Annotated in this window: 27 protein-coding genes, 1 tRNA gene and 1 other RNA gene; 9 read left to right on the top strand and 20 right to left on the bottom strand. The window is 68.2% G+C overall.

What is annotated here, in order from left to right:
• Together L0C21_RS11000 and nudC are read right to left on the bottom strand one after the other, a co-directional pair.
• Entirely contained in the window at window positions 1–297 is a 297-nt protein-coding gene (locus L0C21_RS11000; RefSeq protein WP_259278391.1) for a YciI family protein, read from the bottom strand.
• Entirely contained in the window at window positions 294–1,235 is a 942-nt protein-coding gene (nudC, locus tag L0C21_RS11005; RefSeq protein WP_259278392.1) for an NAD(+) diphosphatase, read from the bottom strand. Before nudC ends, L0C21_RS11000 begins: the two co-directional genes overlap by 4 nt.
• 98 nt (window positions 1,236–1,333) lie before the next feature.
• Here nudC and ffs point away from each other — a divergent pair.
• The 3 genes from ffs (at window position 1,334) to L0C21_RS11020 (ending at window position 3,512) form a co-directional block, all read left to right on the top strand.
• Window positions 1,334–1,429: signal recognition particle sRNA small type (gene ffs, locus L0C21_RS11010), an RNA gene on the top strand.
• 20 nt (window positions 1,430–1,449) lie between these two features.
• Window positions 1,450–3,195 (top strand): DNA polymerase III subunit gamma/tau, encoded by a 1,746-nt coding sequence (locus L0C21_RS11015; protein WP_259278393.1) that lies wholly within the window; start codon window positions 1,450–1,452, stop codon window positions 3,193–3,195.
• Complete coding sequence (locus tag L0C21_RS11020; protein WP_259278394.1) at window positions 3,192–3,512, top strand: YbaB/EbfC family nucleoid-associated protein; 321 nt, start codon at window positions 3,192–3,194, stop codon at window positions 3,510–3,512. The genes L0C21_RS11015 and L0C21_RS11020 overlap by 4 nt, the downstream gene beginning before the upstream one ends.
• A gap of 151 nt (window positions 3,513–3,663) precedes the next feature.
• Here the strand turns inward: L0C21_RS11020 and L0C21_RS11025 are convergent, their stop codons facing one another.
• The 12 genes from L0C21_RS11025 to L0C21_RS11080 all read right to left on the bottom strand — a co-directional run bounded on the left by L0C21_RS11025 (window position 3,664) and on the right by L0C21_RS11080 (window position 14,855).
• On the bottom strand, window positions 3,664–4,899 hold the full coding sequence (locus L0C21_RS11025; protein ID WP_259278395.1) for an MFS transporter: 1,236 nt from the start codon (window positions 4,897–4,899) through the stop codon (window positions 3,664–3,666).
• 79 nt (window positions 4,900–4,978) lie between these two features.
• Window positions 4,979–6,433, bottom strand: coding sequence for an efflux transporter outer membrane subunit (locus tag L0C21_RS11030; protein ID WP_259278396.1), 1,455 nt, complete (start codon window positions 6,431–6,433; stop codon window positions 4,979–4,981).
• A complete protein-coding gene (locus L0C21_RS11035) occupies window positions 6,430–7,356 on the bottom strand; it encodes an efflux RND transporter periplasmic adaptor subunit (protein WP_259278397.1) in 927 nt (308 codons plus the stop codon). Before L0C21_RS11035 ends, L0C21_RS11030 begins: the two co-directional genes overlap by 4 nt.
• On the bottom strand, window positions 7,353–7,574 hold the full coding sequence (locus L0C21_RS11040) for a DUF1656 domain-containing protein (RefSeq protein ID WP_259278398.1): 222 nt from the start codon (window positions 7,572–7,574) through the stop codon (window positions 7,353–7,355). The genes L0C21_RS11035 and L0C21_RS11040 overlap by 4 nt, the downstream gene beginning before the upstream one ends.
• Complete coding sequence (locus tag L0C21_RS11045) at window positions 7,564–9,594, bottom strand: FUSC family protein (RefSeq protein ID WP_259278399.1); 2,031 nt, start codon at window positions 9,592–9,594, stop codon at window positions 7,564–7,566. Before L0C21_RS11045 ends, L0C21_RS11040 begins: the two co-directional genes overlap by 11 nt.
• Entirely contained in the window at window positions 9,591–10,067 is a 477-nt protein-coding gene (locus tag L0C21_RS11050; RefSeq protein ID WP_259278400.1) for a MarR family winged helix-turn-helix transcriptional regulator, read from the bottom strand. The genes L0C21_RS11045 and L0C21_RS11050 overlap by 4 nt, the downstream gene beginning before the upstream one ends.
• Window positions 10,068–10,211: 144 nt before the next feature.
• Window positions 10,212–10,288, bottom strand: a tRNA-Arg gene (locus tag L0C21_RS11055).
• Window positions 10,289–10,428: 140 nt separating this feature from the next.
• Window positions 10,429–12,276 (bottom strand): hypothetical protein, encoded by a 1,848-nt coding sequence (locus L0C21_RS11060; protein WP_259278401.1) that lies wholly within the window; start codon window positions 12,274–12,276, stop codon window positions 10,429–10,431.
• A 116-nt stretch (window positions 12,277–12,392) separates the two neighbouring features.
• Window positions 12,393–12,863, bottom strand: a complete 471-nt coding sequence (locus L0C21_RS11065; protein WP_259278402.1) for a DUF1178 family protein — start codon at window positions 12,861–12,863, stop codon at window positions 12,393–12,395.
• A complete protein-coding gene (locus L0C21_RS11070) occupies window positions 12,860–13,711 on the bottom strand; it encodes a carbon-nitrogen hydrolase family protein (RefSeq protein ID WP_259278403.1) in 852 nt (283 codons plus the stop codon). The genes L0C21_RS11065 and L0C21_RS11070 overlap by 4 nt, the downstream gene beginning before the upstream one ends.
• Before the next feature lie 9 nt (window positions 13,712–13,720).
• Entirely contained in the window at window positions 13,721–13,978 is a 258-nt protein-coding gene (grxC, locus tag L0C21_RS11075; RefSeq protein WP_259278404.1) for a glutaredoxin 3, read from the bottom strand.
• 85 nt (window positions 13,979–14,063) lie between these two features.
• Window positions 14,064–14,855 (bottom strand): ComF family protein, encoded by a 792-nt coding sequence (locus L0C21_RS11080; protein ID WP_259278406.1) that lies wholly within the window; start codon window positions 14,853–14,855, stop codon window positions 14,064–14,066.
• A 57-nt stretch (window positions 14,856–14,912) separates the two neighbouring features.
• On the opposite strand from L0C21_RS11080, the gene L0C21_RS11085 reads away from it, so the two are divergent.
• Window positions 14,913–15,836, top strand: coding sequence for a methyltransferase domain-containing protein (locus L0C21_RS11085; protein WP_259278407.1), 924 nt, complete (start codon window positions 14,913–14,915; stop codon window positions 15,834–15,836).
• A 48-nt stretch (window positions 15,837–15,884) separates the two neighbouring features.
• Here the strand turns inward: L0C21_RS11085 and L0C21_RS11090 are convergent, their stop codons facing one another.
• The gene (locus tag L0C21_RS11090) at window positions 15,885–16,277 is read right to left on the bottom strand and encodes a (deoxy)nucleoside triphosphate pyrophosphohydrolase (protein WP_259278870.1); all 393 of its coding nucleotides are present in this window, start codon (window positions 16,275–16,277) and stop codon (window positions 15,885–15,887) included.
• Between the two features lie 280 nt (window positions 16,278–16,557).
• On the opposite strand from L0C21_RS11090, the gene L0C21_RS11095 reads away from it, so the two are divergent.
• The 3 genes from L0C21_RS11095 (at window position 16,558) to L0C21_RS11105 (ending at window position 18,474) form a co-directional block, all read left to right on the top strand.
• Window positions 16,558–16,731 (top strand): Flp family type IVb pilin, encoded by a 174-nt coding sequence (locus tag L0C21_RS11095; RefSeq protein ID WP_259278408.1) that lies wholly within the window; start codon window positions 16,558–16,560, stop codon window positions 16,729–16,731.
• Window positions 16,732–17,038: 307 nt separating this feature from the next.
• On the top strand, window positions 17,039–17,245 hold the full coding sequence (locus L0C21_RS11100) for a Flp family type IVb pilin (protein WP_259278409.1): 207 nt from the start codon (window positions 17,039–17,041) through the stop codon (window positions 17,243–17,245).
• Window positions 17,246–17,355: 110 nt separating this feature from the next.
• Window positions 17,356–18,474: a phosphatase PAP2 family protein gene (locus L0C21_RS11105; protein WP_259278410.1), complete on the top strand. Its 1,119-nt coding sequence runs from the start codon at window positions 17,356–17,358 to the stop codon at window positions 18,472–18,474.
• On the opposite strand, the gene L0C21_RS11110 is transcribed toward L0C21_RS11105, so the two are convergent.
• The 5 genes from L0C21_RS11110 to L0C21_RS11130 all read right to left on the bottom strand — a co-directional run bounded on the left by L0C21_RS11110 (window position 18,462) and on the right by L0C21_RS11130 (window position 24,107).
• Window positions 18,462–19,967: a M48 family metalloprotease gene (locus L0C21_RS11110; protein ID WP_259278411.1), complete on the bottom strand. Its 1,506-nt coding sequence runs from the start codon at window positions 19,965–19,967 to the stop codon at window positions 18,462–18,464. The two genes, L0C21_RS11105 and L0C21_RS11110, sit on opposite strands and share 13 nt — an antisense overlap.
• 230 nt (window positions 19,968–20,197) lie before the next feature.
• Window positions 20,198–21,148 (bottom strand): acetyl-CoA carboxylase carboxyltransferase subunit alpha, encoded by a 951-nt coding sequence (locus L0C21_RS11115; RefSeq protein ID WP_259278412.1) that lies wholly within the window; start codon window positions 21,146–21,148, stop codon window positions 20,198–20,200.
• A 36-nt stretch (window positions 21,149–21,184) separates the two neighbouring features.
• Window positions 21,185–22,117: a tyrosine recombinase gene (locus L0C21_RS11120; RefSeq protein WP_259278413.1), complete on the bottom strand. Its 933-nt coding sequence runs from the start codon at window positions 22,115–22,117 to the stop codon at window positions 21,185–21,187.
• A 6-nt stretch (window positions 22,118–22,123) separates the two neighbouring features.
• Window positions 22,124–23,986, bottom strand: coding sequence for a hypothetical protein (locus L0C21_RS11125; protein ID WP_259278414.1), 1,863 nt, complete (start codon window positions 23,984–23,986; stop codon window positions 22,124–22,126).
• Window positions 23,967–24,107: a hypothetical protein gene (locus L0C21_RS11130; RefSeq protein ID WP_259278415.1), complete on the bottom strand. Its 141-nt coding sequence runs from the start codon at window positions 24,105–24,107 to the stop codon at window positions 23,967–23,969. The genes L0C21_RS11125 and L0C21_RS11130 overlap by 20 nt, the downstream gene beginning before the upstream one ends.
• A 181-nt stretch (window positions 24,108–24,288) precedes the next feature.
• Between L0C21_RS11130 and L0C21_RS11135 the strand changes: the two genes are divergently transcribed.
• Both L0C21_RS11135 and aroB read left to right on the top strand, forming a co-directional pair.
• Entirely contained in the window at window positions 24,289–24,885 is a 597-nt protein-coding gene (locus tag L0C21_RS11135) for a shikimate kinase (RefSeq protein ID WP_259278416.1), read from the top strand.
• Window positions 24,882–26,006 (top strand): 3-dehydroquinate synthase, encoded by a 1,125-nt coding sequence (gene aroB, locus L0C21_RS11140; RefSeq protein ID WP_259278417.1) that lies wholly within the window; start codon window positions 24,882–24,884, stop codon window positions 26,004–26,006. Before L0C21_RS11135 ends, aroB begins: the two co-directional genes overlap by 4 nt.
• The last annotated feature ends 6 nt before the right edge of the window (window positions 26,007–26,012 follow it).

The raw sequence follows: 26,012 nt of genomic DNA on the forward strand, positions 1-26,012 counted from the left end.
TCAGGCCGCGCCATCCAGCAGGAAATTGTTCTCGGGCGTCGCCATGCGGAAGGCGACGACCGTGCGCTCGCCGTAAGCCCCGGCCGCCGCGAACGGATCGCTGGCGGCCAGCCGCTCGGCCTCCGCCTGCGAGGCGCAGCGCAGCACGATCAGCGCCGTACCGTCCGCGCACGGGCCGCACAGCACCAGCTGGCCCGCCTCGTGCAGGGAGCGCAGCCAGGCGACATGCGCCGCCACCAGCGGCGGCGTCATACGTTCGGGCTGCGCGCCTCCAAGCCTGACGACAAAGTGGCTCATGCTTCTCCTCCCAGCCCCGCCCATGCCTCCAGGAGCTGGCGGGCGATGGCGATGCGGGTGGGGCTGTTGAACGGCCCCTCGCCCCTAAGGGCGGCGCGTACTTCCGAACGGGTGAACCAGCGGGCGTCCTCCAGTTCAGTTTCATCGATTCGGATATCGCGCGACAGCGCCTCGGCGAAGCAGCCGACCATGAGATTGTTGGGGAACGGCCAGGGCTGGCTGGCGACATAGCGCACGCGGCCCACCCGGATGCCCGCCTCTTCCCACACCTCGCGGCGCACGGCCTCTTCGAGGCTTTCGCCCGGCTCCACGAAGCCGGCCAGCGCCGAATACATGCCCGGCGCGAAGTGGGGCTGGCGGCCGACGAGGCAGCTGTCGCCGTCCACCACCAGCATGATGGCAACCGGATCGACGCGGGGGAAATGCTCCGCCCCGCAGGCAGGGTTTCCGCACAGGCGGGCGTAGCCACCCTTGTCGATGCGCGTGGGGTTGCCGCAGTTGGGGCAGAAATGGTGGCGGCTGTGCCAGGCCAGCAGCGAGCGCGCCTGGCCCAGAATGGCAACGCGGTGATCCCCGCCCATGGCGATGGCGACGGCGCGGGCCTCCCACGGCTCGCTGTCCGCAATGGCCTCGGGCGCGAGGTTGACGGCGAAGTGGGGAATGCCGTCAGCATCCAGCCCGAGGAACACCCAGTCGTTGCCAGGCTGGATTGCCCGCTCGGCAGCGTCCCGCCCGTGCCACAAGAGGTCCGGCGCGCCATCTTCCACCCGCACGAAGGGTTTTAATTCCTGCAGCAGCATCCAGCGCACATCCGGGCGCTGGCGCATGGCGGCGATCCAGGCAGGATCGCGGCGCAGCTCGTCGGTGCGGTCAAGCGTGCCGCCGGTGAAGCCCAGTTGCCCTGTGGGCAGCGGCGCGGTGAAGGGGTCTGCAATCATTACGGAAATTCCCTGAATTCGGCCTGCACAGTGCCCCTTCCGGCGAGATTTGTGCAAGCACCTGTTGCGCTCGGCGGCAATTCGTGGAAAACGGGGGCTGGGAGTCGGGGCGGGCAGGCCGCTCGCCAACCCGGTCAGGTCCGGAAGGAAGCAGCCGCAACGATTCCGGTCTGGGTCGTTCCCGGCTCCCACCTGAAACCAGACTGGCCAAGGAATGACTGACACACCCGCGCCCGAGGCATACCGCGTACTCGCGCGGAAATACCGCCCCTCCACATTCGAGGCTCTCATCGGCCAGGATGCCATGGTGCGGACGCTGGCCAACGCCATCGAGACCGGCCGTCTGGCCCATGCCTTCCTGCTCACCGGCGTTCGCGGCGTCGGCAAGACCTCCACCGCCCGCCTCATCGCCAAGGCGCTGAACTGCGTCGGCCCCGACGGCACGGGCGGCCCCACCATTTCGCCGTGCGGCGTGTGCGAGCCCTGCCGGGCGATCAGCGAATCCCGTCACATCGATGTCGTCGAGATGGACGCCGCCTCCCGCACCGGCATCGACGACGTGCGCGAGATCATCGACGCGGTGCGCTACGCAGCGGTTTCGGCGCGTTATAAAGTTTACATCATCGACGAAGTTCACATGCTCTCGAAGGCGGCGTTCAACGCGCTTTTGAAGACGCTGGAAGAGCCGCCCGCGCATGTGAAGTTCCTGTTCGCCACCACCGAAATCCGGAAAGTTCCGGTGACGGTGCTCTCCCGCTGCCAGCGGTTCGATTTGAAGCGCATCCCAACCGAAACTCTGGCCGCCCACTTCCAGTCCATCGTGGAAAAGGAAGGGGCCACGGCCGAGCCGGAGGCGCTGACCATCATCGCCCGCGCCGCCGAGGGTTCGGTGCGCGACGGGCTTTCGATTCTCGACCAGGCCATCGCCCACGGCGGTGGCATGGTGACGGCGGCGGCCGTGCGCGACATGATCGGCCTTGCTGACCGGGCGCTGATCGCCGACCTGATGGCCCACATTCTGGAAGGCGCGCCCAAACCGGCGCTCGCCAACCTGCGCCGCCAATACGAGGCGGGCGCGGACCCGGCGACGATCCTTCAGGATTTGCTGGAGTTGGTCCACGCGCTCACCCGTCTCAAGCTCGCCCCCGAGGAAGACGCCGACGGGCTGGCGGAGGCCGAGCGCACCCGCGCCCTCCAGTGGGTTGAAACGCTGGGCTTTGCCGCGCTGCACCGGCTGTGGCAGCTGCTGCTGAAGGGCTTGCAGGAGACGCAGAACGCCCCCTCGCCCATCCAGGCGGCGGAAATGGCCGTGCTGCGCCTTATCCACGCGGCCAGCCTGCCCGACCCGCTGGACCTGTTGAAAAAACTGGAGAACGGCGAGTCCGTCGCCGTGGGCTCCGGGGCGCGCGCCGCCGCGCCCAGCCAGCCCTCGCCGGTTGCCCGGAGGGAAGAGGCCGCGCCCGCGCCGAGCGCCCCCGCGCCGACGGCCGAGGTTCTGCATCACCCGGCCACCAAGATCGCCCCGCCGCCGAATGAGAATGCCCCGGCGGATTTCGAGGCGCTGGTGCGCCTGTTCGAATCGCGCCGTGAGCTGCTGCTGGGCAAGGCGCTGCGGGACGACGCGCATCTGGTGGCCTATGCCCCCGGCAAGGTGGAACTGCGGCTGACCAATCGCGCCCCGCGCGATCTCGCCCAGCGCATGATGCAGTGCCTGGAGAGCTGGACCGGCACCCGCTGGCTGGTGAGCCTGAGCCAGGCCGAGGGCCAGATGACCCTGCGCGAGCAGGAAATCGCCCGCCATGAGGCGGAGCGCGCCGAGGTGCTGGCGGACCCGCTGGTGCGCGCGGCCCTGGAAACTTTTCCCGGCGCGGAGCTTGTCGATTTCAGGTCGGTCGAAAGCGACCCGGCTGGCGATGACGCCACCGATGCGCCCAACAGCTTGAGGAGTGCTCAGCGATGAACATTCAGGAAATCATGAAGGCCGCGCAGAACATGCAGGCCAAGATGGCCGAAGCGCAGGCCAAGCTGGACACCATCGAGGTGGAAGGCCAGTCCGGCGCGGGGCTGGTGAAGGTGACCGCCACCGCCAAGGGCAAGATCGTGCGCGTCTCCATCGACCCGTCGCTGGTCGACCCCAACGAGAAGGACGTGCTGGAGGATCTGGTGGCCGCCGCCATCAACGATCTGCGCGCCAAGGCCGACGCCAAGGCGCAGGAGGAAATGGGCAAGCTGACCCAGGGCATGCCGCTGCCGCCGGGCATGAAGATGCCGTTCTGAGCCCATAGCTTGACCTGAAGATCACAGACGCCCGGAAGGCCCGCCCTTCCGGGCGTTTTGTTTTGGCCGGGCGTTTTGTTTTGGCCGGGCGTTTTGTTTTGGCCGGGCGTTCTGTTTTGGCAGGGGACCTTCCCTTACGTGAAGCCGCCCCTCACGGCTGTACATCGTAGGCGTGGCCACGCATCCGGCGCGGGGTCGCATAGGCGACCATGGCCGCCATCATCAGCGCGCCGAGCGCATAGGGCGCGGCCTGCCCCAGCTGGTAGAGGCCGACGCCCACGGCAGGCGCAAGGATGAAACACGCGCCGTTGATGGCCGCGACGGCACCCGCGATGCGCCCCTGCTCCTCCAGCGGCACGGCGAGCGAGGCGGCGGCGGTGAAGCCGGGCCGGGCAAAGCCGAAGCCGAGGCAGGCGAGGGAGAAGCCGGTGACCAGCGTGCCGAACGTGCCTGCCGCCGCAAGGATGAGGCAGCCGCCCGCCGCCAGCACCGCGCCCCAGCGCATGAGCGCGGGCGGGCGCAACCGCAGGAGGCGGATCAGCCCCCACTGGGCGAGCAGGGTTGCCGCCGCGCCCGCCATCATGGCAACGCCGATGAGCTGCTGGGCGCTTTGCGGCGCGCGGCCGGTTAGATCGATGATGAAGAAGCCCAGCGACTGGGTGACGCCTGCCTGCACGCTGCCGGCGAGAAAGCCGTAGACGAGATAGGGGCGGATGCGGGCATCGAGCAGGGCGTTGCCCGAGGAACGGGCAACCGGACCGGACGGGTGCTCCCCCGCCACCGGCCGGTCGGCAGGGAGAAAGCGGGAGATGATGAACAGCATCACGCCCGCCAGCGCGACGAAAACGAAGATGGGGCCGGACAGGCCCAGGAACGGCAGGATGAAAAAGGGCGCGGCGGCCGGGCCGATGATGGTGCCAAGGCCGAAGGCGGAACTCAGGGTGGCAAGCGCCCCGGTGCGCTCCTCCCGCGAGGTTTCAGCAGCGATGTAGGCCTGTGCGGCCGGGGTGGAAGCCGAGCCCATGAGGCCGAACAACGCGCGGGTGAGGATGAAGCCGGCGATCGTTGCCAGGGGCGTGAGCCAGCCGCGCAAACCCGCCAGGACCACGCAGCCGAAGGCAACGCCTGAGACCAGAAATCCGGCCACGCCCAGCTGGATGAGCCGCTTGCGGCCGTAGCGGTCGGACTGGCGCGCCCAGAACGGCGCGGAGAAGGCCCACAGCAGCGCCGACAGCGAGAAGACCATGGCGATGAGCACATCGCCGATGCCGACCTGCCGCCCGATGGCGGGCAGCACGGAGGCAAGGGCATTGTTGCCCGCCGAGACCACGGCCAGCACCATGAACAGGAGGAACGCCGCCTGCCGGCGATCCGAACCGATGGGCATTCGCTCCCTTCCTTCCCCAAACGCGCATGGCTCGCTGGCAAGCGGGCACCCATGCGCCCGGCCGGAAGCGAACGCCGCCTCAGGCCCCCGGTTGCCCGGCCCCTTGCGCCTGTGCCTGCCCCTGTGCCTGTACCCCCGTCTCCCAGCCGCCGCCGAGCGCCAGGAACAGGGCCACCTGCTCGCTCGCCAGCTGGGCTGTGGATGCCGCCAGCGCGGCCTCGGCCGAAGCCAGGGTACGCTGGGCATCCAGCACGCTGAGGCTAGTCCCCCGGCCCAGACGCTGCAACTGTTCGGCCTGGGTGGCGGCGGTGGCGGCGCGATCCCGCGCGGCCTCAAGCGCCGCGTGGCGCTCCAGCTCCCGCGCGTAGGTGTTGAGCGCGACCTCAACCTCGCTCAGGGCGGTGAGCACCGTGCCGTCAAACCTGGCCAGCGCCGCCTTCTCGGTGGCCTCGGCCGCCTTGATGCGCGCCCGCGCCGCCGCCTGGTTGGGGAAGGTCCAGCTGATGAGCGGGCCAAGGCTCATGCGGAAGGCCTGCCCCTCGCCCAGATCCGCCGCAAGGCCGGTGAGCCCGGCCGAGCCGCCCAGTTGCACGCGGGGGTAGAGGTCCGCGACCGCCACGCCGACGCGCGCACCGGCGGCCGCCAGCGTGCGCTCCGCCGCGCGAATGTCGGGCCGGCGACGAATGAGCGCCGCGCCATCGCCCACCGGCAGCAGGCTGTTCAGCCGGGGCGGCGTGCGGCATTCGGCCAGTTCTTTTGGAAACTCGGCAGGCGGGCGGCCCAAGAGCACCGCCAGCCGGTAAAGGGCGTTCTGCCGCGCCGCCTCGAAGGCGGGAATGGGCGCGCGCAGCTGCTCCACCAGCGTCTCGGCGCGGGTGATATCGAGCGCCGTGCCGCGCCCGCGCTGGAACAGCTCGCGGGTGAGCGCCAGGCTTTCCTCCTGCAACGCCAGGCTACGCTCGGCGGTCTCCTTTTCCTCGCCCGCCGCGCAGGCATCCACATAGGCCCCGACCACATTGGCCGCCACGGTGATGCGGGTGAGATCGTAGGCCGCCTGGGCGGCTTCGGTATCAGCCTCGGCTGCCTCGATGAGGTGACGCAGGCGGCCAACGATATCCAGCTCATAGGAGATGCCGATGCCGGCATCGTAGCCCACCTGGCCCGGCAGGTCCGCGCCCGTGCCTTCGGGACGGGACAGGGACGCCCCGCCGCTGAGCGAGACTTGCGCCCGGCGCGCATCGGCGGTCTCGGCCAGGAGGGCGCGGGCCCGCTCGATGTTGGCGGCAGCAACGCGCAGATCGGTGTTGGCCGCCAGCGCCTCGGTCACCAGCGCGTCCAGCCGATCATCCCGATACAGCCGCCACCATGCGCCGGGCACGGGCTCGGGGCTGAACGGGCCGTTGGCGGCGCTCTGGAACCGGCCGGTGGCGGCGGGCGCGTGCGGCAGGTTTGAGCGGGGATGGTCGGTGGCAAGGGAACCGGCGCAGCCGGCAAGCAGGCTCGCCGCGCCAAGAAGCAACGCAAGGCGCGTCATGCCGCCGACCTTTCATCCTTGCCCGCGGCGGCGCTGGAGGGCGCGTCCTCCGGCCCGCTGTGCTCGACGACGGTCACCGTCGCCGTGCGCCCGGCGATGAGGCGGACATCCTGTGGCACGCGGGTCAGCTCCACCCGCACCGGCACGCGCTGGGCCAGCCGCACCCAGTTGAAGGTGGGGTTGACGTTGGGCAGCTGGTTGGTGCCGCTGGTGCGGTCGCGGTCTTCGATACCGGCGGCGATGCTCTCCACCCGGCCCTCGATCACCTCGTCCTCGCCCATCAGCATCACCTCCACCCGGTCGCCCACGTGGATGAGCGGCAGCTTGGTCTCCTCGAAGTAGCCGTCCACATGGAGGGAATCCGCATCGACCAGCGCCAGCGCCTGCGCGCCCGACGACAGGAAATCGCCGGGGCGCAGCTGAAGATTGGTGACGGTGCCGTTGACCGTGGCGCGAATGGTGGTGCGCTCCAGATTAAGGCGCGCCGCATCCACCGCCGCCCTCGCCTGCTTCAGCGCCGCCTCGGCCACCTCGACCTTGGCCAGGCTCTGCTCCCGCTCCTCGCGGGAGACCAGATCGCCCAGCGCCTTGCTGCGCTCCGCCTCGCGGCGGGCCTGATTGAGGTTGGCCCTGGCGGTGGCGACGGCCGCCTCCGCCTCGGCCAGCGCGAGATGATAGCGGGCGGGGTCGATGACGAACAGCGGGTCGCCCCGGTGGACGGTCTGGTTGTCGCGCACCAAAACCTGGGTGACCAGGCCGGAGACATCGGCGGCCACCTTGACCACATCGGCGCGCACCCGCCCGTCGCGGGTCCAGGGCTCCACCTCGTAGTGAACCCACATGGCATGAACGGCAACGCCCGCCACCGCGACAACGCCAAGGGTTACGCCAACACGCAAAAGATACGGAAGTACGGATTTCATGAAGCTACCGAAACGCTATGATGAAACGACAGGGTCGCCAGCGCGCCCCAGAGTGCGACGAACACCGCGATGTCGAACAGGGCGCGGTGCCAGATGAAGCGATAGAGGCCAAGCCCGGTCAGCACCTGCCGCACGCCCAGCGACAGGGCGAAGGCGACGAGGGCCCAAAGCAGGGCCGCGGGCAGGAACACGCCTCCCACATTGATCTCAGCGGCCATGGTTGCCTCCTGCAAAGGCCAGGGTGTCGGGAAACAGGGTGCGGCGCAGCCCGGCCAGCGCCAGGAGGCCCGCCTGCCGCGCGGATGCCGTCGCCTCCGCGCCAAGGGCGACGATGGCGCGGTCAAGCGCGGCCAGCAGCGCCTCGGGCGGCTGTGCCTCCCCCGCCGCGCGGGCGCGGAAATAAACCTCCAGCGCCTTCATAAGCGCATCCACGGCCTGACGCGCCTTGGGTGTCAGCCCTTCATCGAGACGGCGCAGGATGATGACGTTGAGCCCCACGCGCAGCTCGCCGAGCGCATCGGCCACCAGATCCTTCGCGCCGCGCGTGCTCTGGAGCCGGGGGCCGAGCAGGCCCGCCCGGTCAGTCATGCGGCTGATCCAGCTGGAGCGCGACGGCAGGCGCAGCCCGCCCGCCAGACGGGCCAGATCGCGCCAGGTGACGCGCAGCAGGCGGTGGGTGCCGTACTCGGCGCCGACCGAGCGGATCAGCTGGGTGACGATCGAGGCGGCGATCATGCCGGCGAGCATGGCCAGGCTGCCGTTGGCAAAGGCGGCGAAGTCGGGATGGAAGCTCTCCTGAAAGCCCAGGAGGCCGAACATGTTGCCCAAAATGGCAAGGCAGCGCACGAACAGGTGCGGCTGAAGGCTGAGGTAGCCGCACACCAGCAGCACCGGAGCCAGCGCCAGCGCCAGCATCGGGAAGCTGTGCAGCGCCGGCATAATGCCGAACAGGTAGAGCCCGGCGAGGGGAATCGACAGCGCCGTGTAAATGGCGAAGGTGTTGATGCCCTTGGACGGATCGTCCGACGCGGCGAACAGGCACATGTTGACGGCGGTCATCATGGCCGCCTGGCCGCCCATGCTCCAGCCGGTGATGATCCAGAAGGCGCATACCGCCAGCATGGCCGTGACCGCCGCCACACCCGACCACAGGGCCATGCCGTAGTCCCGGTGCAGGGGCTGGGCCGCGCTGGAGGCCACGATGGGCCGCACCGAGGCGGGCAGCGGCTGGCCGTAGACGAGGGAACGGCTGAGCGCGCGGCAATCCCGATAGGCCTCGATCAGCTTTCTCAGGCGGCTGTGGAAGCTGGCGGAGATCACGTCCAGCCACTCGGGCGACGGGCCCAGTTCCGGCTCCAGCGCGCGGGCGCGGGCAATCAGCTCATCCGCCACATCGAGTTTCGCTTCGGGGCCGGCGGAAATCCATGCCACCGTGTCGCGCACCAGCTGGCAGGAGGCCTCGGGCAGCTCCCGCCCCTGGGCCTGCAGCACATGCAGCCGGTCGCCAACCGTGGTCGCCAGCGGCATCAGCATGCCCATGCGCTCCGACAGCGCCCGCACCTCGCGGCTGCGGTTATGATAATCGGAAATGTCGAACGGCAGGTGGGTGCAGAGCATGTGCAGCTCCGACACGTCCGCCGCCAGCTTGTGCGCCCGGCTGGACGAGTGCTCTGGCGGCTGCCCGCCCAGCATCTCGACAATCCAGCCCTGGGCATCAGTCATGAAGCCGCGGATGCGCTGCGTCACCGCCCCGCCCAGCCCCTGCGGCAGGAACAGGCTGTGCATCAGGGTCGCGCAGACGATGCCAAGGCCGATGCCCTCCACCCGCGCCACGGCCGTATCGAAAATGCCCGAGGGGTTGGTGACGGCGGGAAAGCCGATCAGCGCCACCGTGTAGCCGGAGAGCATGAAGATGTAGCTGCGCGGCGTGCGGTCGAGCAGGGAGACGAACAGGCACACGCCGATCCACAAGGCCATGGCAAGGCACAGCAACTCGGGCGCGTTGACCAGATTGGGCACCAGCGCCACGGAGGCCGCGCCGCCGATGATCGTGCCGGCGAGACGGAACGCCGCCTTGGAACGCAGCGCCCCGGCCAGCGGATTGCTAACGATGTAGACGGTGAGCATGGCCCAGTAGGGATTGGGCATGTCCAGCTTGAGCGCGATGAACAACGCCATCATGGCGGCGATGAAGGTGTTCAGCGAAAACAGCCCAGGGACCAGGCGGAGGCGGATCATGACCGCGGCTCCTCCGCCTCGCCCGCGATGACGGCGGGCTGGGTTTCCAGCTGATCGATCGCCGTGCGGAAGCGCTCCAGCGCCGACAGGCTGACCGCAAGCTCCTCCGCGCTGATGTCCTTCATGACGATGGCGCGCAGACGGTCGATCTCCGCCTCGATGCGGGCGGTGATCTCCTCCCCGTCCGGGGTCAGCCGGATGCGCTTGACCCGCTTGTCCGCCGGGTCGTCGCAGCGGTCGATGTAGCCGGCGGCCACCAGCCGATCCAGCGCCCGCACCAGCGACGGCCCGCCAATGCCCAGGTGATTGGCCAGCTCGATCTGGGTGATGCCGCCGCCGACACGGCCCAGATGCACGAGCGGCAGCGCCGTGGCCTCGGACAGGCCAAAGCGGGTGAGCGCAGTATTGATGATACGCCGCCAACTTCGGGCAATGAAGCCGAAGGAGGACGTGAAACGAGCCTCGGGTCGCAAGAAAATAATCCGTTCGTTTGAATGCGAACGGTATGTAGCGTCGTTCCAGGCCCGATGCAAGATGGCAGCGCATCGGCTGGGCGCGCTGGTGAGTGGTTTTCGGCTTGGATTTTGGGCGTTTGGCGCTCGGGCGTTTGGCGGCGGTGGTGACCCCGGCAGGACTCGAACCTGCGACCTGCGGTTTAGGAAACCGTCGCTCTATCCGGCTGAGCTACGGGGCCCTTGCGCCAACGCATCGGCAGAGGCTGGGATTTCGCACGATTTGCCGCCGGGCGCAAGGCCAGGCGCAAGGCCTGAGCCCAAGGAACATCGCGCGGGGGAAGGGCGGATGCCCTCCCCCGTTGCGAGGCGAAAGCAGGGATCAGTAATCGAAGCCCTGCTTGGCGAAGAAGGTCGCGCCCACGGGGAACTGCGCCTGCTTGCCGGTGCGGGTGTCGATGGTGTCGCGCAGGAGCGCCGCCTCGCGCTCCGCCGGGTCGAACCGCATGGCCAGGCCCTTGGCGCGCGCCGGCTTGAGCAGGTTGAGGAGGCCGTAGACGATATGCCAGTCCCGGTGCAGCGCGCCGCTGTAGTTGATGCGCGGATGCTGCCTGTCGAGCGGGCGCAGGCCGGCGGCCTGCCGCTGCGCGGTCACCCACTGATGGTAGGTATCGAGGCTGTTGTACGGCAGGGCCGTGCCCTGCTGCGGCGCGACGATGGCGTTGATGCCGGGGACGATGCCGATGTACGAATTCACATACTCGCCCCACAGCATGATGCGGTTGTAGAGATTCTGCAGCTTCCACATCATGAACGCGGGCGGGATGGCCCGGCCCGAGAGGTACATCCACAGCAGCACCTCGTGGCCGTAGTCGTTCATGAACGGCGAGTAGCCCACATACTTGCTCTCGGTCGTCACCGGCGAGGCCATGCCCCAGAAGCGCTGAACCTGGTCGATATAAGTATTGCTGTCGTAGGAGCCCTGCACGTAGGTGTAGGTCTGGTCGATGCCCTTCGAGAAGTAGCTGCGCGGCAGGAAAGGCGCGGGCACGCCGCTGGCCGGCGTCAGCACCTCGGCCCACCACAGCTGGCGCAGACCCCACCACAGGCCGCGTTCCTCCTCGATCAGCACGCCCTGGTATCCCGGCATCCGGAAGCGGGCCGTGCCGTAGCCGATGGCCGCCGTGGCGTTCATCTGGGCCATCAGCAGGTAATAGGGGTCGTCGGTCAGCAGATAGGGCAGGAAGTGGTGATTGTGCGGGTGAGCGATGTCCCACCCGGCGTAGCCTTCGCCATACTTGTAGTTGTTGGTGCCCGCCTGGGGAATGTAGCGGGCCCCTTGCGCGGCCTTCGGGTTGCGGTGCCAGCAGCACTTGCCGAGCTGGCCGCTGTCCGTGGGGTCGAGAATCTTGCCCGAATCCACATGGAAGAAGAAATAGCCCGGATACTGGCCGATCAGCTCCTGAATGAGGATGAGCGACGGCTCGCTCTGCTGGGCATAGGCCATGTTGCCGTTCAGCACTTCCTCGATCACGCGGGCGTGCTTCTCGTGGATGAGGCCGATGGTATCGCGCTCGCCGCCCGCCGCCGCGCCGCGCAGGAAATCAGAGACCATGGTGCCGCCCAACCGCCCGTTCACATCGGTGAAGGGAATGCCGGCGGGGACGGTGTTGAGATAGGCCTGGGTCTTGCTGCGGGCCGAGCCGAAGGGGCCAGAGGAGTGATGCAGCAGAACGAAGCGGCTGGCGAGATCGGGGATGCGATCGAACTGCCACTTGCGCGGCCGCGACTGCCAGCGCCACAGGGTGGAGCGCACCGCGTGCAGGGTGATGCTCGGCCCCTGCCCCCACAGGTTGACCGGCTGGCCGTCCACCGTGATGCTGGTGGTCAGCGGCACGACGACACTGTTGCTCTGGGTGCTGAAGTTCAAATAGAACCACACGTCCACCCGTCCGTCCGTATCGCGGCCGAAGCTGATCCAGATTTTCTCCGGACCGATGGCGCGGGTCAGCTCCCAGCGGGTTTGCCCGTTGAACGGCGCGGGCCAGGGCTTGCCCTCGCTCGCCTTTACGGTGAGCGTTTGCCCGGCCGTGTTCCTCAGGGTCACGACGATATTAGGAGCACCGGCCGCCTGCGCCCGGACAGCCGCAGGCACCAGGGTCATCGCCCCCGCCGCAGCCGTTGCTTCCAGAAACCTACGCCGCGTAACGTCCGTCAAATCGTTCGTCATGTTCCGCCTCTCCGGACTGTTGGCGAAGGCACGACGCGCCCGCCCACGGGACGGTCCGCCATCGCATGGGGCTGATCGTCCCCGAACAGGCCAGGCTGCGCGGAATGACGATCGACTCAGGTATTCAGTCGCTTGCGCCTGCTGGGGAACGGCAAGGGCATCACATTGATGCCCTCTTCCCGTAACTCCTTGGCTTCCGTTAGATTAACTTCTCCGTAGATGGACCGTTCCTCGACTTCTCCAAAATGGATACGTCGGGCCTCCTCGGCGAAGTCCTCGCCCACGTAATCGAAGGTCTCTTCAACCTGGCGTTGCATCTCCGCCAGCTTGGCCAGCATCTGCTTGACCTCTTCCGGAGATTGCGGACCGGGCGCGCCCATGGGCTGCGCCCCCAAGCCCGGCTGATCCGGCTTCTGGTTGGACTTGGCCGCCACGGCAGGCGCCATCACCGCCTTTTCCACCGAGGCGTCGCCGCACAGGGGACACTCCAGCAGGCCCTTCTTCCGCTGCTTCTCGTAATCGAACGACGAGCCGAACCACGCCTCGAACACATGGCCCGCGCCACACTTGAGATCGTAAACGATCATGACTCCCGAACCTCAACCAACTCGTAAGCGCGATCATGCCGCAACGCCGGAATGCGCGCCCGCGCATCCGCCACATGAGACAGGTCCACCTGCGCGATCACGCCGCCCGGCCCCTCGCCGGCGTCGGCCAGCACCTCGCCCCACGGGGCAATGACCAGCGAATGGCCGAAGGTGGTGCGACCGTCCTTGTGCAGGCCGGTCTGGGCGGGCGCCAGAATATAGCAGCCGGTCTCGATGGCCCGCGCGCGCAGCAGGGTGTGCCAGTGGGCCTCGCCGGTCGTCCTGGTGAAGGCGGCCGGCACGGCGATCATCTGCGCGCCGGCCTGCGCCAGCGTGCGGAACAGGTGGGGAAAGCGCACGTCGTAGCAGATGCTGAAACCCAGCTGCCCCCACGGCGTTGCCGCCACCACGGCCTCGCACCCCGGCCGGTAGCTGGCCGATTCCCGGTAGCGCTCGCCGGAGGGCAGGTCCACGTCGAACAGGTGGATCTTGTCGTAGCGGGCCCTCAGCCCGCCATCCGCGCCGATGAGGAAGGAACGGTTGGCCAGCAGGCTGTCCGGCCCGTCATCCACCACAACCGCCTGCGAGCCAAGCAGCACCCACAATCCCAGCTCCGCCGCCAGAGACCGGGCGAGCGCCAGCGTTTCATCCGCATGCTCGGGACGGGCATTGGCGCGCAGACGCGCCTTGTTGCCATCGAGCGCGCCGGTCATCTCCGGCGTCATCACGAACTCGGCGCCGCGCGCCGCCAGATCCCGCAGCCCAGCCTCCAGCGCCGCCCGGTTCTCCTCAGGCTCGGTGCTGGACGTCATCTGGAGGAGACCGACCGTAAAGGACGAAGTCGTCATGCCCCGCCCTTACCCTGCCAGCAGGGCGTCAAGCTTGCCCTGGTCCTCCAGGAAATGGAGGTCGTCGCAGCCGCCCACGTGCTGGCCGTTAATGAAAATCTGCGGCACGGTGCTGCGCCCGCCCGCCCGCTGGCTCATGGCGGCGCGCCCCTCGGGGTCGACGGTCACGTCATATTCCTTGAACGCCACGTTCTTCTTTTCCAGAAGCCGCTTTGCCCTATGGCAGTAGGGGCAATAGTCAGCGGTGTAGATCTCGACAGTCGCCACAGAGCACTCCTTTTAAACCGGTTACGCCATCTCTACTGATAACGCGGCCAATATGGAAAGGGGCCGCCTGCGCCGCAAGCCCGGGCTACGCCGCACGGGCAATGGCATGAACGAAGGCCGCCTCCCCCTCGCCCGCCGCGCTGACCCGCGCGAGCGTCGCCACCCGCACCTCCGTTGCCCCTGCCGCCAGCAGCGCCCGCGCGCAGTGGCGGGCGGTCGAGCCGGTGGTGAGCACATCGTCCACCAGAACCACGATGCGGCCCGCGATCTTGCGCCTGCCCGCCTCCGTCACCCGGAAGGCCCCGCGCAGGTTGCGCCGGCGCTCCTCCCGGTTCAGCCCCTGCTGGGGCAGGGTGGCGCGCACGCGCGTCAGCGCATCGGGCAGCCACGGCCGGCCGGTCTCCCGCGCCAGCGCCTGCGCCAGCAGCGCCGCCTGATTGTACCCCCGCCGCCACAGCCGCCAGCGGTGGAGCGGCACCGGCACGAGCACGATGTCCGGCTCGGCAAGCAGGCCGGAGACCGCCCGCGCCATCTGGCCCGCCAGAGTACGGGCGTGTTCCGTCCGGTCCCCGTGCTTCATCGCCAGAATCGCCTCCCGCACCGCGCCGCCATAGAGAAAGGCCGAGCGAGCGCGGGCAAACGGCGGCGGCTCCGCCAGGCAATGCGCGCACTGCCAGCCGGGGAAGGCCACCACCCCCGGCCCCACCGGTTCCCCGCAACGGGCGCAGCCCTCCGCCTCCTCCAGAAAGCGCAAGCTTGCCCAGCAGGCCGGGCAGAAGGTGCCCTGCGTCTCGACGCCCGCGCCGCAGCCGAGGCAGCGCGGCGGCAGCACGAGATTGATGAGCCAGCGGGCAAGGATGACGACCGGGCGGCGCATGACTTTGGCACCTTATCCCTCTTGGCCCGGCCGCGTCAGCACGCCATATGGTCGAACATGACCAAGGACGCCCCTTCCGCCCCCACCGACATCGAAATGTTCGACCGCCGGCAGGTCCGTCGCCAGCGCCAGCGCGCGGCAGACTCCGGCACGTTCGTCGACTTCCTGAAGAACATGATGGTCGAGGACCTCGTGGACCGGCTGGCGCTCATCAACCGCCAGTTCACCCGCATCCTCGACCTCGGCAGTCACGACGGCCGACTGGGGCAGGCGCTCGCCGCCCGCTATCCCGATGCCAGCATCATTTACGCCGACCCGGCGGAAGGCTGGCTGCGCGGCCGGCCGCACGCGGTTGCCTGCGACGCCGATTTCCTGCCTTTCAAGGATGAAGCGTTCGACCTCGTGGTCTCGGCGGGGCTTCTCCACTGGACCAACGACCTGCCGGGCGCGCTCATCCAGATCAACCGGGCGCTCAAGCCCGACGGGCTGTTCATGGCCGCCTTCCCCGGCGGCGACACCCTCTATGAGCTGCGCCGCGCGCTCATCGACGCCGAGGAGGAACTGACCGGCCGCGTCGCGCCGCGCGTTGCGCCGATGATCGAGGTGCGCGACGCCGGCAGCCTGCTTCAGCGGGCGAGCTTCGCCATGCCCGTGGCGGACAGCGACCATTTCACCATCACCTACGGCGACCCGCTGAAGCTCTTCGCCGAACTCCGCGCCATGGGCGAGACCAACGCGCAGGCCAGCCGCCCGCGCTCCTTCCTCCGCCGCGACGTGCTGATGCACGCCGCCGCGCTCTATGCCGAGCGCTTTGGGCTGGACGGCGGGCGTATTCCAGCAACCGTCGAGCTGATCTCGCTGCAAGGCTGGGCCCCCGGCCCCGGCCAGCCCAAGCCCCTGCGCCCTGGCTCCGCCAAGGTCCGCCTCGCCGATGCGCTGGGCGTGACGGAGCAGCCCACGGGCGATCGGGCGGGTTCATAATTTCTCTTTGCAGCGGGCCTTGCCCCCCTGCGAAATATCAACCCGATCCTACAGCAGGCTGGCCAGCACGCCGACGAGAGGAATGTCCGCCGGAGGCATGGGCAGGCTGTAGAGTTCGCTGATTCGCACCCAGCGCACGGCCTGGTTCTCCTGCGGGCGCACCATGCCCTGCCACTTGCGGCAGGCGTAAAGCAGCATCAGGAGGTGGAAGTTCTCGTAGGGGTGGCTGGCGAAGGTAAGCGGCGCGAGGCACGAGGCGGTGGTATCGATGCCCAGCTCTTCCCGCAGCTCGCGCACGAGGGCTGCCTCGGGCTTCTCGCCCGCATCCACCTTGCCGCCGGGAAACTCCCACAGGCCCGCCATCGACTTGCCCTCCGGCCGCTGGGCGACCAGCACCCGCCCGTCCGCATCGATGAGCGCGGCGGCAACCACGGTCACCATCGGCTTGGACGGATCGGTCAGGCCCGGAGGGGCCGGGCATTCATCAAAAGAGTCGGTGGTGTTCTCGGTGCCGAGCATGGGAGGACCCGCCGTGTTGTTTCCGTTGTTTCATCTGGGGGCCCTAGGTTCCACAGCCTGCCGGACGTGTCGATAGCCCTCGGCCAGGCTGCGGCGATAGGCCCATGCCCGCCAAGCCTTTCTGGAAATTTAGAATAAGCGCTCAGAGTTTCTTAACGGCCCTCTGTCAGAGTGCAGCCAAAATGACGGGACAGGAGGCCTCATGCGGAACATTCATCACGCTCTGTCGCGTCTGACGCGCGACCGCTCAGGCGCGACGGCTGTGGAATACTGCCTCCTCATCGCCATCATCGCCATTGCCGTTGCCGGTCTCATCTCCACCATGGGCGGCCACCCGGCGGACACCTTCGGGGTGATCGCCAGCCGTATCGGTTGATACGAAAAGAAAAATCCGCGAATCACCTCCCCCGGTAGAATCGCAAGTCCATTGTTTAACAGACCAGTTTGGAAAATTACGGCAACGCCTGGCGCCGGGATTCAGCCCGGCGCTTTTTTTATTCGTTCCATCCCCTCCCCTCAGGCAAAAACGCGTTTCCGGACCGGATTCTAGATGATTAACGGCATGGGTAATGGTCTCCATTAAGAAGTTTGAAACTCCTGTCGCGGTACAAGCCCATCGTTGGCCTCGGGAAAGGCTTTACTTTGGACCCGCCACGGTTGTGGCGACCGCAAGGAGACAAACCATGTCGTTCATTCGCACCACGCTGCGTAAGCTTGCTCGCGATGAAAAGGGCGCCACCGCCATCGAGTACGGCCTGATCGCTGCCCTCATCGCCGTTGTTTGCATCGCCGGCCTCTCGGCCGTCGGCAGCAGCCTGAAGAACACGCTGAACACCGTGTCCTCTGAGCTGGACAGCGCGAACAACTCGGCGACCACCACCACGCCGTAAGGTTCGTCCTTTGGATCAGCCATAGGCTGACCTTAAGAAAACGGCGGCCATTACGGCCGCCGTTTCGCTTTATGGGCAGGAACGACGGGCGGTTGGAGCGGGCGGTTCTCATGCGATACCTGATGCAGGAGTTACGCGTCTCGGCAGCGCTCGTGCTGCTGGTCCTCGCATACGCCGCCACGGCCTGGGGACTGCTCTCCCCGCTCGGCCGGGCAAACGACCTGTTTGCGCCCAGCTATGGGTCGCTGACGCTGCTCACCTGGGGCGTTGCGGGCGGGCTGATCTTCGTCGCCTACGCCCTGCACCTGCTGCTGGCGCGCCGCCCAGCGCGGCCGCTCATGGTGATGATGGCGGATATCCGCGCTCACCTCCTCCCCCTCGACCAGTTGCTGATGCGCCTGACGCCGCTGGTCGTGCTGACGCTTCTCCTCAACAGCTTCACAGCCCTCAAGGCGGCGATTCCCGCCTTCAAGCCCTTCGCCTACGATGCGCTGTTCGCGCACATCGACCGGCAGATCTTCGGCACGGCCCCCTGGCGGCTGACCCATGCCGTCTTCGGCTCCCCGCTCGCCAGCTGGGTGCTCCAGTTCGCCTACAACTACTGGTTCTTCCTGATGTGGATGGGCGTGATCTACGCCGCCCTCAAGACCGACTATCGGGCGTGGCGTGCCCAGTATCTCCTCGCCTTCTGCCTCACGTGGATGCTGATCGGCTCGGCGGCGGCGGTGCTTCTCTCCTCGGCCGGGCCCTGTTACTTTGGCCACGTGGTGAGCGGCCCCAACCCCTTCGCCCCGCTGATGGAGCGGCTGCACGCCCTTGATGCGGCGATCCGCGAGCAGGGCATCGGCCTTGGCATCACATCCCTCCAGGTGCAGGACATGCTGTGGCGCGGCTACCAGAGCGGCAGCGCCTCAACGGGCGCGGGCATCTCCGCCATGCCGTCGCTGCACGTGGCGACCTCCGTGCTCATGGCGCGGGCCGGCTTTGCCCTCAACCGCAAGGCGGGGCTGCTGCTCAGCCTGTTTGCGGGTCTCATCTGGATCGGCTCGGTGCACCTGGGCTGGCACTACGCCATCGACGGCCTGGTCTCCCTGCCGCTGGCGCTCCTCATCTGGGCATTTGCCGGGCGGATCGTGCGCTGGCTGAACGTCGCCGAGCCCAGCGCCCGGCAGGTTCGCACGCTGGCAAGCGCCGGAAGGCGCGGCCTGGCCGCCCGTCAATCACCGTAGACGATCAGCTTCACCTTATTGCCGGGCTTCACCTCGCTAGCGTTCTGGAAGCCGTTGAGCACTAGGAAGCGATCCAGCTTGTAGTCGTCATAGGCCATGCGCTGGGCCAGCTGCTGGGCGGTCTGCCCGCGCGCGACCGTGACCACCTTGATTCGCCGCTCCTTGTATTTGGCGGCCTCCGCATCGCTCAGCTTGCGGAAGGACTGGAGCATCGACGTCAGGGCGCCCTGCGTCTGGGCGATGGACTGGGCCGCCGACTGGCTGCTGGCATAAGCCGGCGAGACGATCACGAAATGATAGGCCTGGCTCGGCGACCACTGGAAGGCGTGGATGCTCACATCCAGCACGGCGCTGCTGGTGCTGAGCCGGGTGGCGATGGTGGCCGTCTGCATCCCGTTCATCTGGCCGTACTGCGGCTGCGGGCCCGCGCCAGCCTGGTTGTCGGTCAACTCGGTCCACACCTCCTGCAGATAGCCGCCCAGGCTCTGGCCGCTGGCAAGCGGCCCACCGGCGAACATCACCTGCACCTGACCCGGCCCGGTGGCCATCACCGCGCGCGGGCTGTTCTGAAGGGTGAAGCCCTCCGGCACGGTGAAGGTGAGCTTCAGCTGCTTGTGGGCGAAGGTGCGGCCGCGCACGAAGCCCTGCTCCGCGCTGTCGTCCACCACAAGCCCGTCGATGGCGGCCAGCAGCGCATCACGGTTGCGCGGGCGGCTGCCTGGGGCAATGCCGGTCTTTTGAGCCATCTGGCGCGCCTGCGCGACGCGATCACTGGTCAGCGGGTGGGTGCGCGCCCAGTTCGGCGTCGCTTCCTCGGCGTTGCGCCCCGTGATCTTGGCGTCGAGCTTGTCCTGCGCGTCCAGGATCGAGAGCATGTCGGGGGAGGCGTAAGGATCGTAGCCCGCCCGGCTGATGTAGCGGATGCCGAGGCTGTCGGCCTTCAGTTCCTGATCGCGGGAATAGGAGAGCGTGTAGACCTGCGCCGCCTGCCCCGCCATCTGCGCCAGCTGGCCCGAGCCGGTGAGCACGGCCACCAGCAGGCTGCCCAGCCCGCCGAGCATCTGGGTATTGTAGCGCTTGGCGGTGTGACGGTCAGTGACGTGGCCGATCTCGTGGCCTAGCACCGAGGCCAGCTCCGCCTCGTCGTTCATCAGCGCCAGGAGCTGGCGGGAGATGTATACATAGCCGCCCGGCAGGGCGAAGGCGTTGACGACGCTGGAATCGAGCAGGGTGAAGGTGAAGGGCTCGCCCGGCGTCTCGGAGTTCTGGAGCACGCGCCCGCCGACCATCGCCACATAACCCGAGGCCTTGTCGTCCGGGTAGGCGCCGCCGAACTCCGCCAGCAGCTTGGGATGCTCGGATTCGCCGATCGACTGCTCCTGCGAGCGCGACATGAAGGGGGTGAAGGCGAGACTACCCGCCGGTGTGGTGCTGCAGCTTCCCAGCAGCATCGACGCCGTAACCGCCGCCAGGATTGCCTTCGTCCGTGCCATCGCGACCTTTCCCCTCCTCGCCTTGCCTTGCCTTGCCTTGCCTTGCCTGCGTGCCCTTGCCGGGTTCGGCCCGGCAGGAGAGCAAATTATGCAAAGATTAGAACGAATGAGAAGCCTTACCGCCCCGTGGGCCCTTCCCCCGGCTTGCCGCAACAGAATAATTACGGCAATGCAAAGCCTTGCCCGGAGACTCCGGGCAAGGCTCAACGATCAGCACAAACGGGATGGGCTCAAAGGCCAGCGCGGCCGATGGCGAGAAACTTCTCGCGCCGGTCGGCCTTGATCTCGGCGCGGCTGAGGCCGGTGAGCTGGTTCAGCTCGCGCTCTAGCACATTGCCGAGATTGTTGATGGCCGTCTTCGGGTCGCGGTGCGCGCCGCCCAGCGGCTCGGGCACGATGCCGTCGATAACGCCCAGCGTCGCCAGATCCTGCGCCGTCAGCTTCATCGCCTCGGCGGCCTCCGCCGCCTTGTCGGCCGTGCGCCACAGGATGGAGGCGCAGCCCTCGGGCGAAATCACGGCGTAGATGGCGTGTTCCATCATCAGCACCCGGTTGGCCGCGGCCAGCGCGATCGCGCCGCCCGAGCCGCCCTCGCCCACGATGCAGGAGACCAGCGGCACCTCGACGTTGAGGCAGGCCTCGGTGGAGCGGGCGATGGCCTCGGCCTGGCCGCGCTCTTCCGCCTGCACGCCTGGGAATGCGCCCGGCGTGTCCACAAGAGTGAGGATGGGCAGGCCAAAGCGGTCCGCCATCTGCATCAGGCGGATGGCCTTGCGGTAGCCTTCGGGCTTGGCCATGCCGAAGTTGTGCTTGATGCGCGAGGCGGTGTCGTTGCCCTTCTCATGGCCGATGACCATGACGGACTGGCCCCGGAACCGGCCCATGCCGCCGATAATGGCCGAATCCTCGGCAAAGGCACGATCGCCTGCCAGCGGCGTGAAGTCGTCGATCAGCCCCGCCACGATGTCGCGGAAGTGGGGCCGGTTCGGATGCCGCGCGACCATCGCCTTCTGCCACGGGGTCAGGTTGGCGTAGGTGGTCTTCAGCAGCTTGTCGACCTTGGCCTGAAGCTTGCTGATCTCCGCGCCGATGTCCACGCGCCCGGCGGCACCGGCCTGAAGTTCGGCAATCTTCGCCTCCAGTTCGGCGATGGGGCGTTCAAAGTCGAGAAAAGTCACCATGTTCCGGTCAATTACTCACCTCAGAAGCGGGCGACGCTAGCCACGACGCTTCCGCCCGTCAACCGGGCTCGGCATATTAGCAAGCGGGTGCTTCTCGTTTACCAACTCAACCAGACGCGCCTCGGCCACATGCGTGTAGATCTGCGTGGTGGCGATATCGGCATGGCCGAGCATCTGTTGTAAGGCACGCAAATCCGCGCCGTTGTCAAGCAAATGGGTGGCAAAAGCATGCCTGAGAACATGCGGAGACAAACGCTCCGGCGGCACGCCCGCCTCAAGCCCCAACTCGCGCACAAGCTGAAACAGCCGAACCCGGGTCAGGTGCCCGCTCTTGCCCCCGGAGGGGAAGAGATAGCGCGCCTCCTCGGGCACATGCTCGCGCCAGGCGCTGACGGCCGCCAGCGCCTGGGTGGATAGCGGCACCAGCCGCTCCTTCCCGCCCTTGCCCTTGAGGATGATGTAGGGCCTGCCGGGCGCAATGGCATTGCGCGGCAGGCTGACCAGCTCGGTCGCCCTGAGGCCGGAGCCGTAGAGCAGCTCCATCAACGCGACCAGCCGCACGCTGGCCGGCACCGGCGCGCGCTCCAGCCGGGCCTTGGCCGCCTCGAACAGGCGGTCCACCTCATCCCGGCTCAGCGATTTGGGAAGCCGCTGCGCCGGCGCGGGAACCAGAAGATCGCTGGCCGGATTGTCGCGCCGCCAGCCCTCGCGGAAGGCGAACAGGAAGAACTGCCGCAGGCACGACAGCTTGCGCGAGATGGACGCGCGCGCCAGGCTGCCCTGCCCGGCCAGCCAGCCGCGCAGGTTCTCGGCCTCGGCCGCCAGCAATCGCCCGCCCAGCGCCTCGCTGACAAGCCGCAGGTCGCGCTCGTAAGCCGCCAGCGTGTTGCGTGCCGCGCCCTTCTCTGACGCCAGCATGTCAAGAAACAGGCCGATGGCGGCCGGGTCCGTGAGGCGGCGGTCGCTCATCGGACCCTAGACTCCGTTGCGGATGAGGATTTCGGCCGCGATCAGCCCCGCTTCCTGCTTCAGCCCCACGATGGAGAGCGCCCGCGTGATCTCGAACAGGTAGGCGGGGCTCACCTGGGCAGCATCCTTGCCGAGACCGGCGGCGCTGAGCAGGATGACCTCGCCCTTGCGCCCGGCCTTGGCCGCCGCCCGCAAACGCCGGGTGTAGGCGTTGCTGACCAGCTCCACCTGCGCCGAGCGAGGCATCTCCGCCACCGGCAGCAGCTGCAAGCCGGTCATCGCCGCGCTGACCAGCTGGCGGCGGCGCGCCTGCTCGGCCCGCTCGCCGTCCTGCATATCGTCCCACAGCTCGAACAGGCCGACCGAGTGGGGCACATGCCCCCGCGCCTCAGCCGTTGCCACCAGCGGCCACAGCGCCATGAGCGGCGCGCCCGCTTGTGGGTTGCGGCCCTTCGCCTCGCGGCGGGCCAGATCATACCAGCGCAGGGCGGCCGGAACGTCGCCCGCCAGCAGGAGCGAACGGCCCAATTCGGGCGCGGCCCCGACCAGGGAAGCGCGCACCGGCAGCCGCGCCGCGGCATCTGACGTAACCAGCAGCATGGCCGCCTTGCCGTGGGGCCACGAGGCGGCATTCCACAGGTCGCGCATGGCCTGAACCCGCGCGGGAAGGGAGCTGGCCTGATAGGCCGTGCGAAGCTTGCCGACCGGCAGCGCCCGAATGGCGGTTTCGTCAAGACCGGCCGCCTGCAGCGACCACAGGTTGATGAGGTCCCGTGCGGGCAGCGCGCCGGTGGCGGCTGCCGTGCGGGCCGCTTCCAGCCGCACGGCCAGCGGCAGGCTGCCGTTGCGGGTCAGCCAGCCCTTGACCGCCGTGTTGGCGTCCGCCAGCCGCTGACGCGGCACCTCGACCCCGCCCGCCAGCGCCATGGCGAGGCGATAGGTGGTCAGCCGCGCCGTCTGCGGCCAGGCGGCGTTCACGCCCCGATCGCTGCCGGCAAGAGTGGTCGAGACCACCTCGGCCAGCTGAATATCGAAGGTCTTGGCGGTGCGGTTCTCCCGCTCCCGATCGAGCGTCAGCGCCGCGCCGGCGTCATCGCCCTGAAGCGCCGCGCACACGGCGGACGCCAGCGGCCACACCGGGTCCGCCGACACCGTGATGCCGGTCTGCACCAGAGGGCACAGGCCTGGCACGTCGCCCGCCGCCATGTGGGCCTGCGGCGCCACATCGAACATGCGGCGGGTGAAGCTGGAGACCGGCACCTGCGCCACCAGCCGGCGCGCGCCCTCGGCCTCGCCCATGCGAAGCAGGAGGTGCGCCCGCTCCGCCACGAAATTGGCCGGCAGCACGCCTTCCGGCGTCGGGGTGCGGGTCAGCAGCGCCCGGCGCAGCAGCACATGGCCCCAGCGAGATGCCGTGGGCGCCGGCAGGCCGCGCAGAAAATCGCGCACGAAGGGACCGCTTGAGCCGGCCCAGAGGGTTTCCTCGAACCCGCCCGTCCTTGGGCCGTGCAGCCCGATGAGGTCGGACTGGGACAGGATGGCAAGGCGCGTCTGCGGCTCGGGCGCGGCAGGCTCGGCCACCTCCTCCGCCTGCGGCACGGTCTCCTCCGGCACCGCCTCGACGCCGGGGACTGCCGCGTCGCCAACCGGCGCGGGCTCTTCCACAGGCGGGGGCGGCGGCGGGGCGAAGGTGCCCGCAGGCAGCAGGGATTTGGGCGCGGCCGACGGCGGCACCTGCGGCGCAGGCACCGGCGCAGCGCCAGGCGCGGCCTGAAACGCGGCAGCAGGCGCAACAAACCCTTCTGCCGCCAGCGCCGTTACCAGAACTGCAAGGGCCGAGGCGGTGGCTTTAAGCCCCAAGCTTCTCATTCGGGATGACCTTCTCGACCCGCTCCTGCGGCGCTTTCACGTCGGCAACGCCGAAATAAACGGTTGCGCCGATTATGACCAGGAGCAACAGGCCCAGAAGGATCGATAATATTCGCCCCATGACATCCTTACCTTTATGCGACACATCGCGTACCCGGCACGAGGCATGCGCCTCCGGCTGCCCGATACGGTGGCCCTCCTACGCTGCGAAGGCCAATTCTCGCGCGGCCGGACTTGGACGGCCGCCTCTCCCGTGTGTATAGCGGTGCAAATCCATGACCAAAAGTGAAAGTTGACGCAGCTTGGCGAAGACCCATCCCCAGCGTAAACCGGTCCAGCGCAAACCGACGCAGCCCTCGCGCCGCCGCGGCCTCCTGGCCAAGCCCATCGTTCTGGTGGGGCTGATGGGCGTTGGCAAGTCGACCATCGGCCGGCGGCTGGCCAGCCGCCTTAACCTGCCCTTCGTCGATGCGGACGAGGAAATCGAGCGGGCGGCGGGCCTCTCCATCTCCGAGATCTTCGAACGCTACGGGGAGGAGACCTTCCGCGATGGCGAGCGCCGCGTCATCCGCCGCCTGCTGGACGGCAGCGTGAAGGTGATCGCCACCGGCGGCGGCGCGTTCGTGCAGGATGAAACCCGGCAGGTCATCCTCGACCAGTCCATCGCCGTATGGATCGATGCGGATATCGACATCCTGGTCGAGCGCACCTCGCGGCGCAATACCCGGCCCCTGCTGCGCGCGGGCGACCCCAAGGAAATTCTCACCCGCCTTGCGGGCACCCGCTCGCCCTACTACGCCGAGGCCCCCATTCACATCCGCAGCGGGCGCGGCCCGCACGACGCGGCGGTGGATGCCATCATCACCGCCCTTCATCGCCAGGGATATCTGACCAAATGACCCAAACCGCCCCCGTCCGCACCTACATCGACATCAACCTCGGGCCACGCAGCTACCCCATCCTCATCGGCGATGCGCTGCTGGACGAGGCGGGCGAGCATTTGCTGCCGCTGCTGCCGCGCAAGCGCACCGCCATCGTGACCGACGAAACCGTGGCCGAGCTGCACCTCCAGCGGCTGCTTGATTCCTGCGAGCGCGCCGGGATCGTGGCCGAGCCGATCGTGCTGCCGGCGGGCGAGCAGACCAAATCCTTCCCTCATCTGGAGTGGCTCACCGAGCAGCTGCTGGAACTCGGCATCGAGCGCAAGGACGCCATCGTGGCGCTGGGCGGCGGGGTGATCGGCGATCTCGTTGGCTTTGCCGCCGCCATCCTGCGCCGCGGCTGCCCGTTCGTGCAGATCCCGACGACCCTGCTTTCGCAGGTGGATAGCTCCGTCGGCGGCAAGACCGGCATCAACACGCCTCAGGGCAAAAACCTCATCGGCGCCTTCCACCAGCCCAAGCTGGTGCTCATCGATACGGACGTGATCGACACCCTGCCGGATCGCGAGGCGCTGGCGGGCTACGCGGAAGTGGTGAAGTACGGCCTCATCAACGACCCCGCGTTCTTCGCCTGGCTGGAAGAAAACGGCGAGGACGTGCTGGCGGGCGACCCCGAAAAACGCGCCCATGCCATTGCCGTCAGCTGCCGCGCCAAGGCCGCCGTGGTGGAAGAGGACGAGTTCGAGACCAAGGGCCTGCGCGCCCTCCTCAACCTCGGCCACACTTTCGGCCACGCGCTGGAAGCGGAGCTGGGCTACACCGGCAAGCTGCTGCACGGCGAGGGCGTTGCGCTCGGCATGGTGCTGGCGTTCGAGCTTTCGGTGGAAATGGGCCTGTGCCCGCAGGAAGACCTTGAGCGCGTGCGCCGCCACCTCGATTCGGTAGGCCTGCCGACGACGCTCAAGCAGATCGGCCTGGAAGGCATGGGCGACAAGCTCGTCGCCCACATGGCGCAGGACAAGAAGATGGAGGCGGGCCGCCTCACCTTCATCCTCGCCCGCGGCATCGGCCAGTCCTACCTGGAGCGCAATGTGGACATGGAGCAGGTGAAGGCCCTGCTCAACCGCCCCTCCGCCTGAGGGGTA

It is taken from the genome of Pedomonas mirosovicensis (genome assembly GCF_022569295.1).
In the GTDB taxonomy this organism is placed as follows: Bacteria; Pseudomonadota; Alphaproteobacteria; order Sphingomonadales; family Sphingomonadaceae; genus Pedomonas; species Pedomonas mirosovicensis.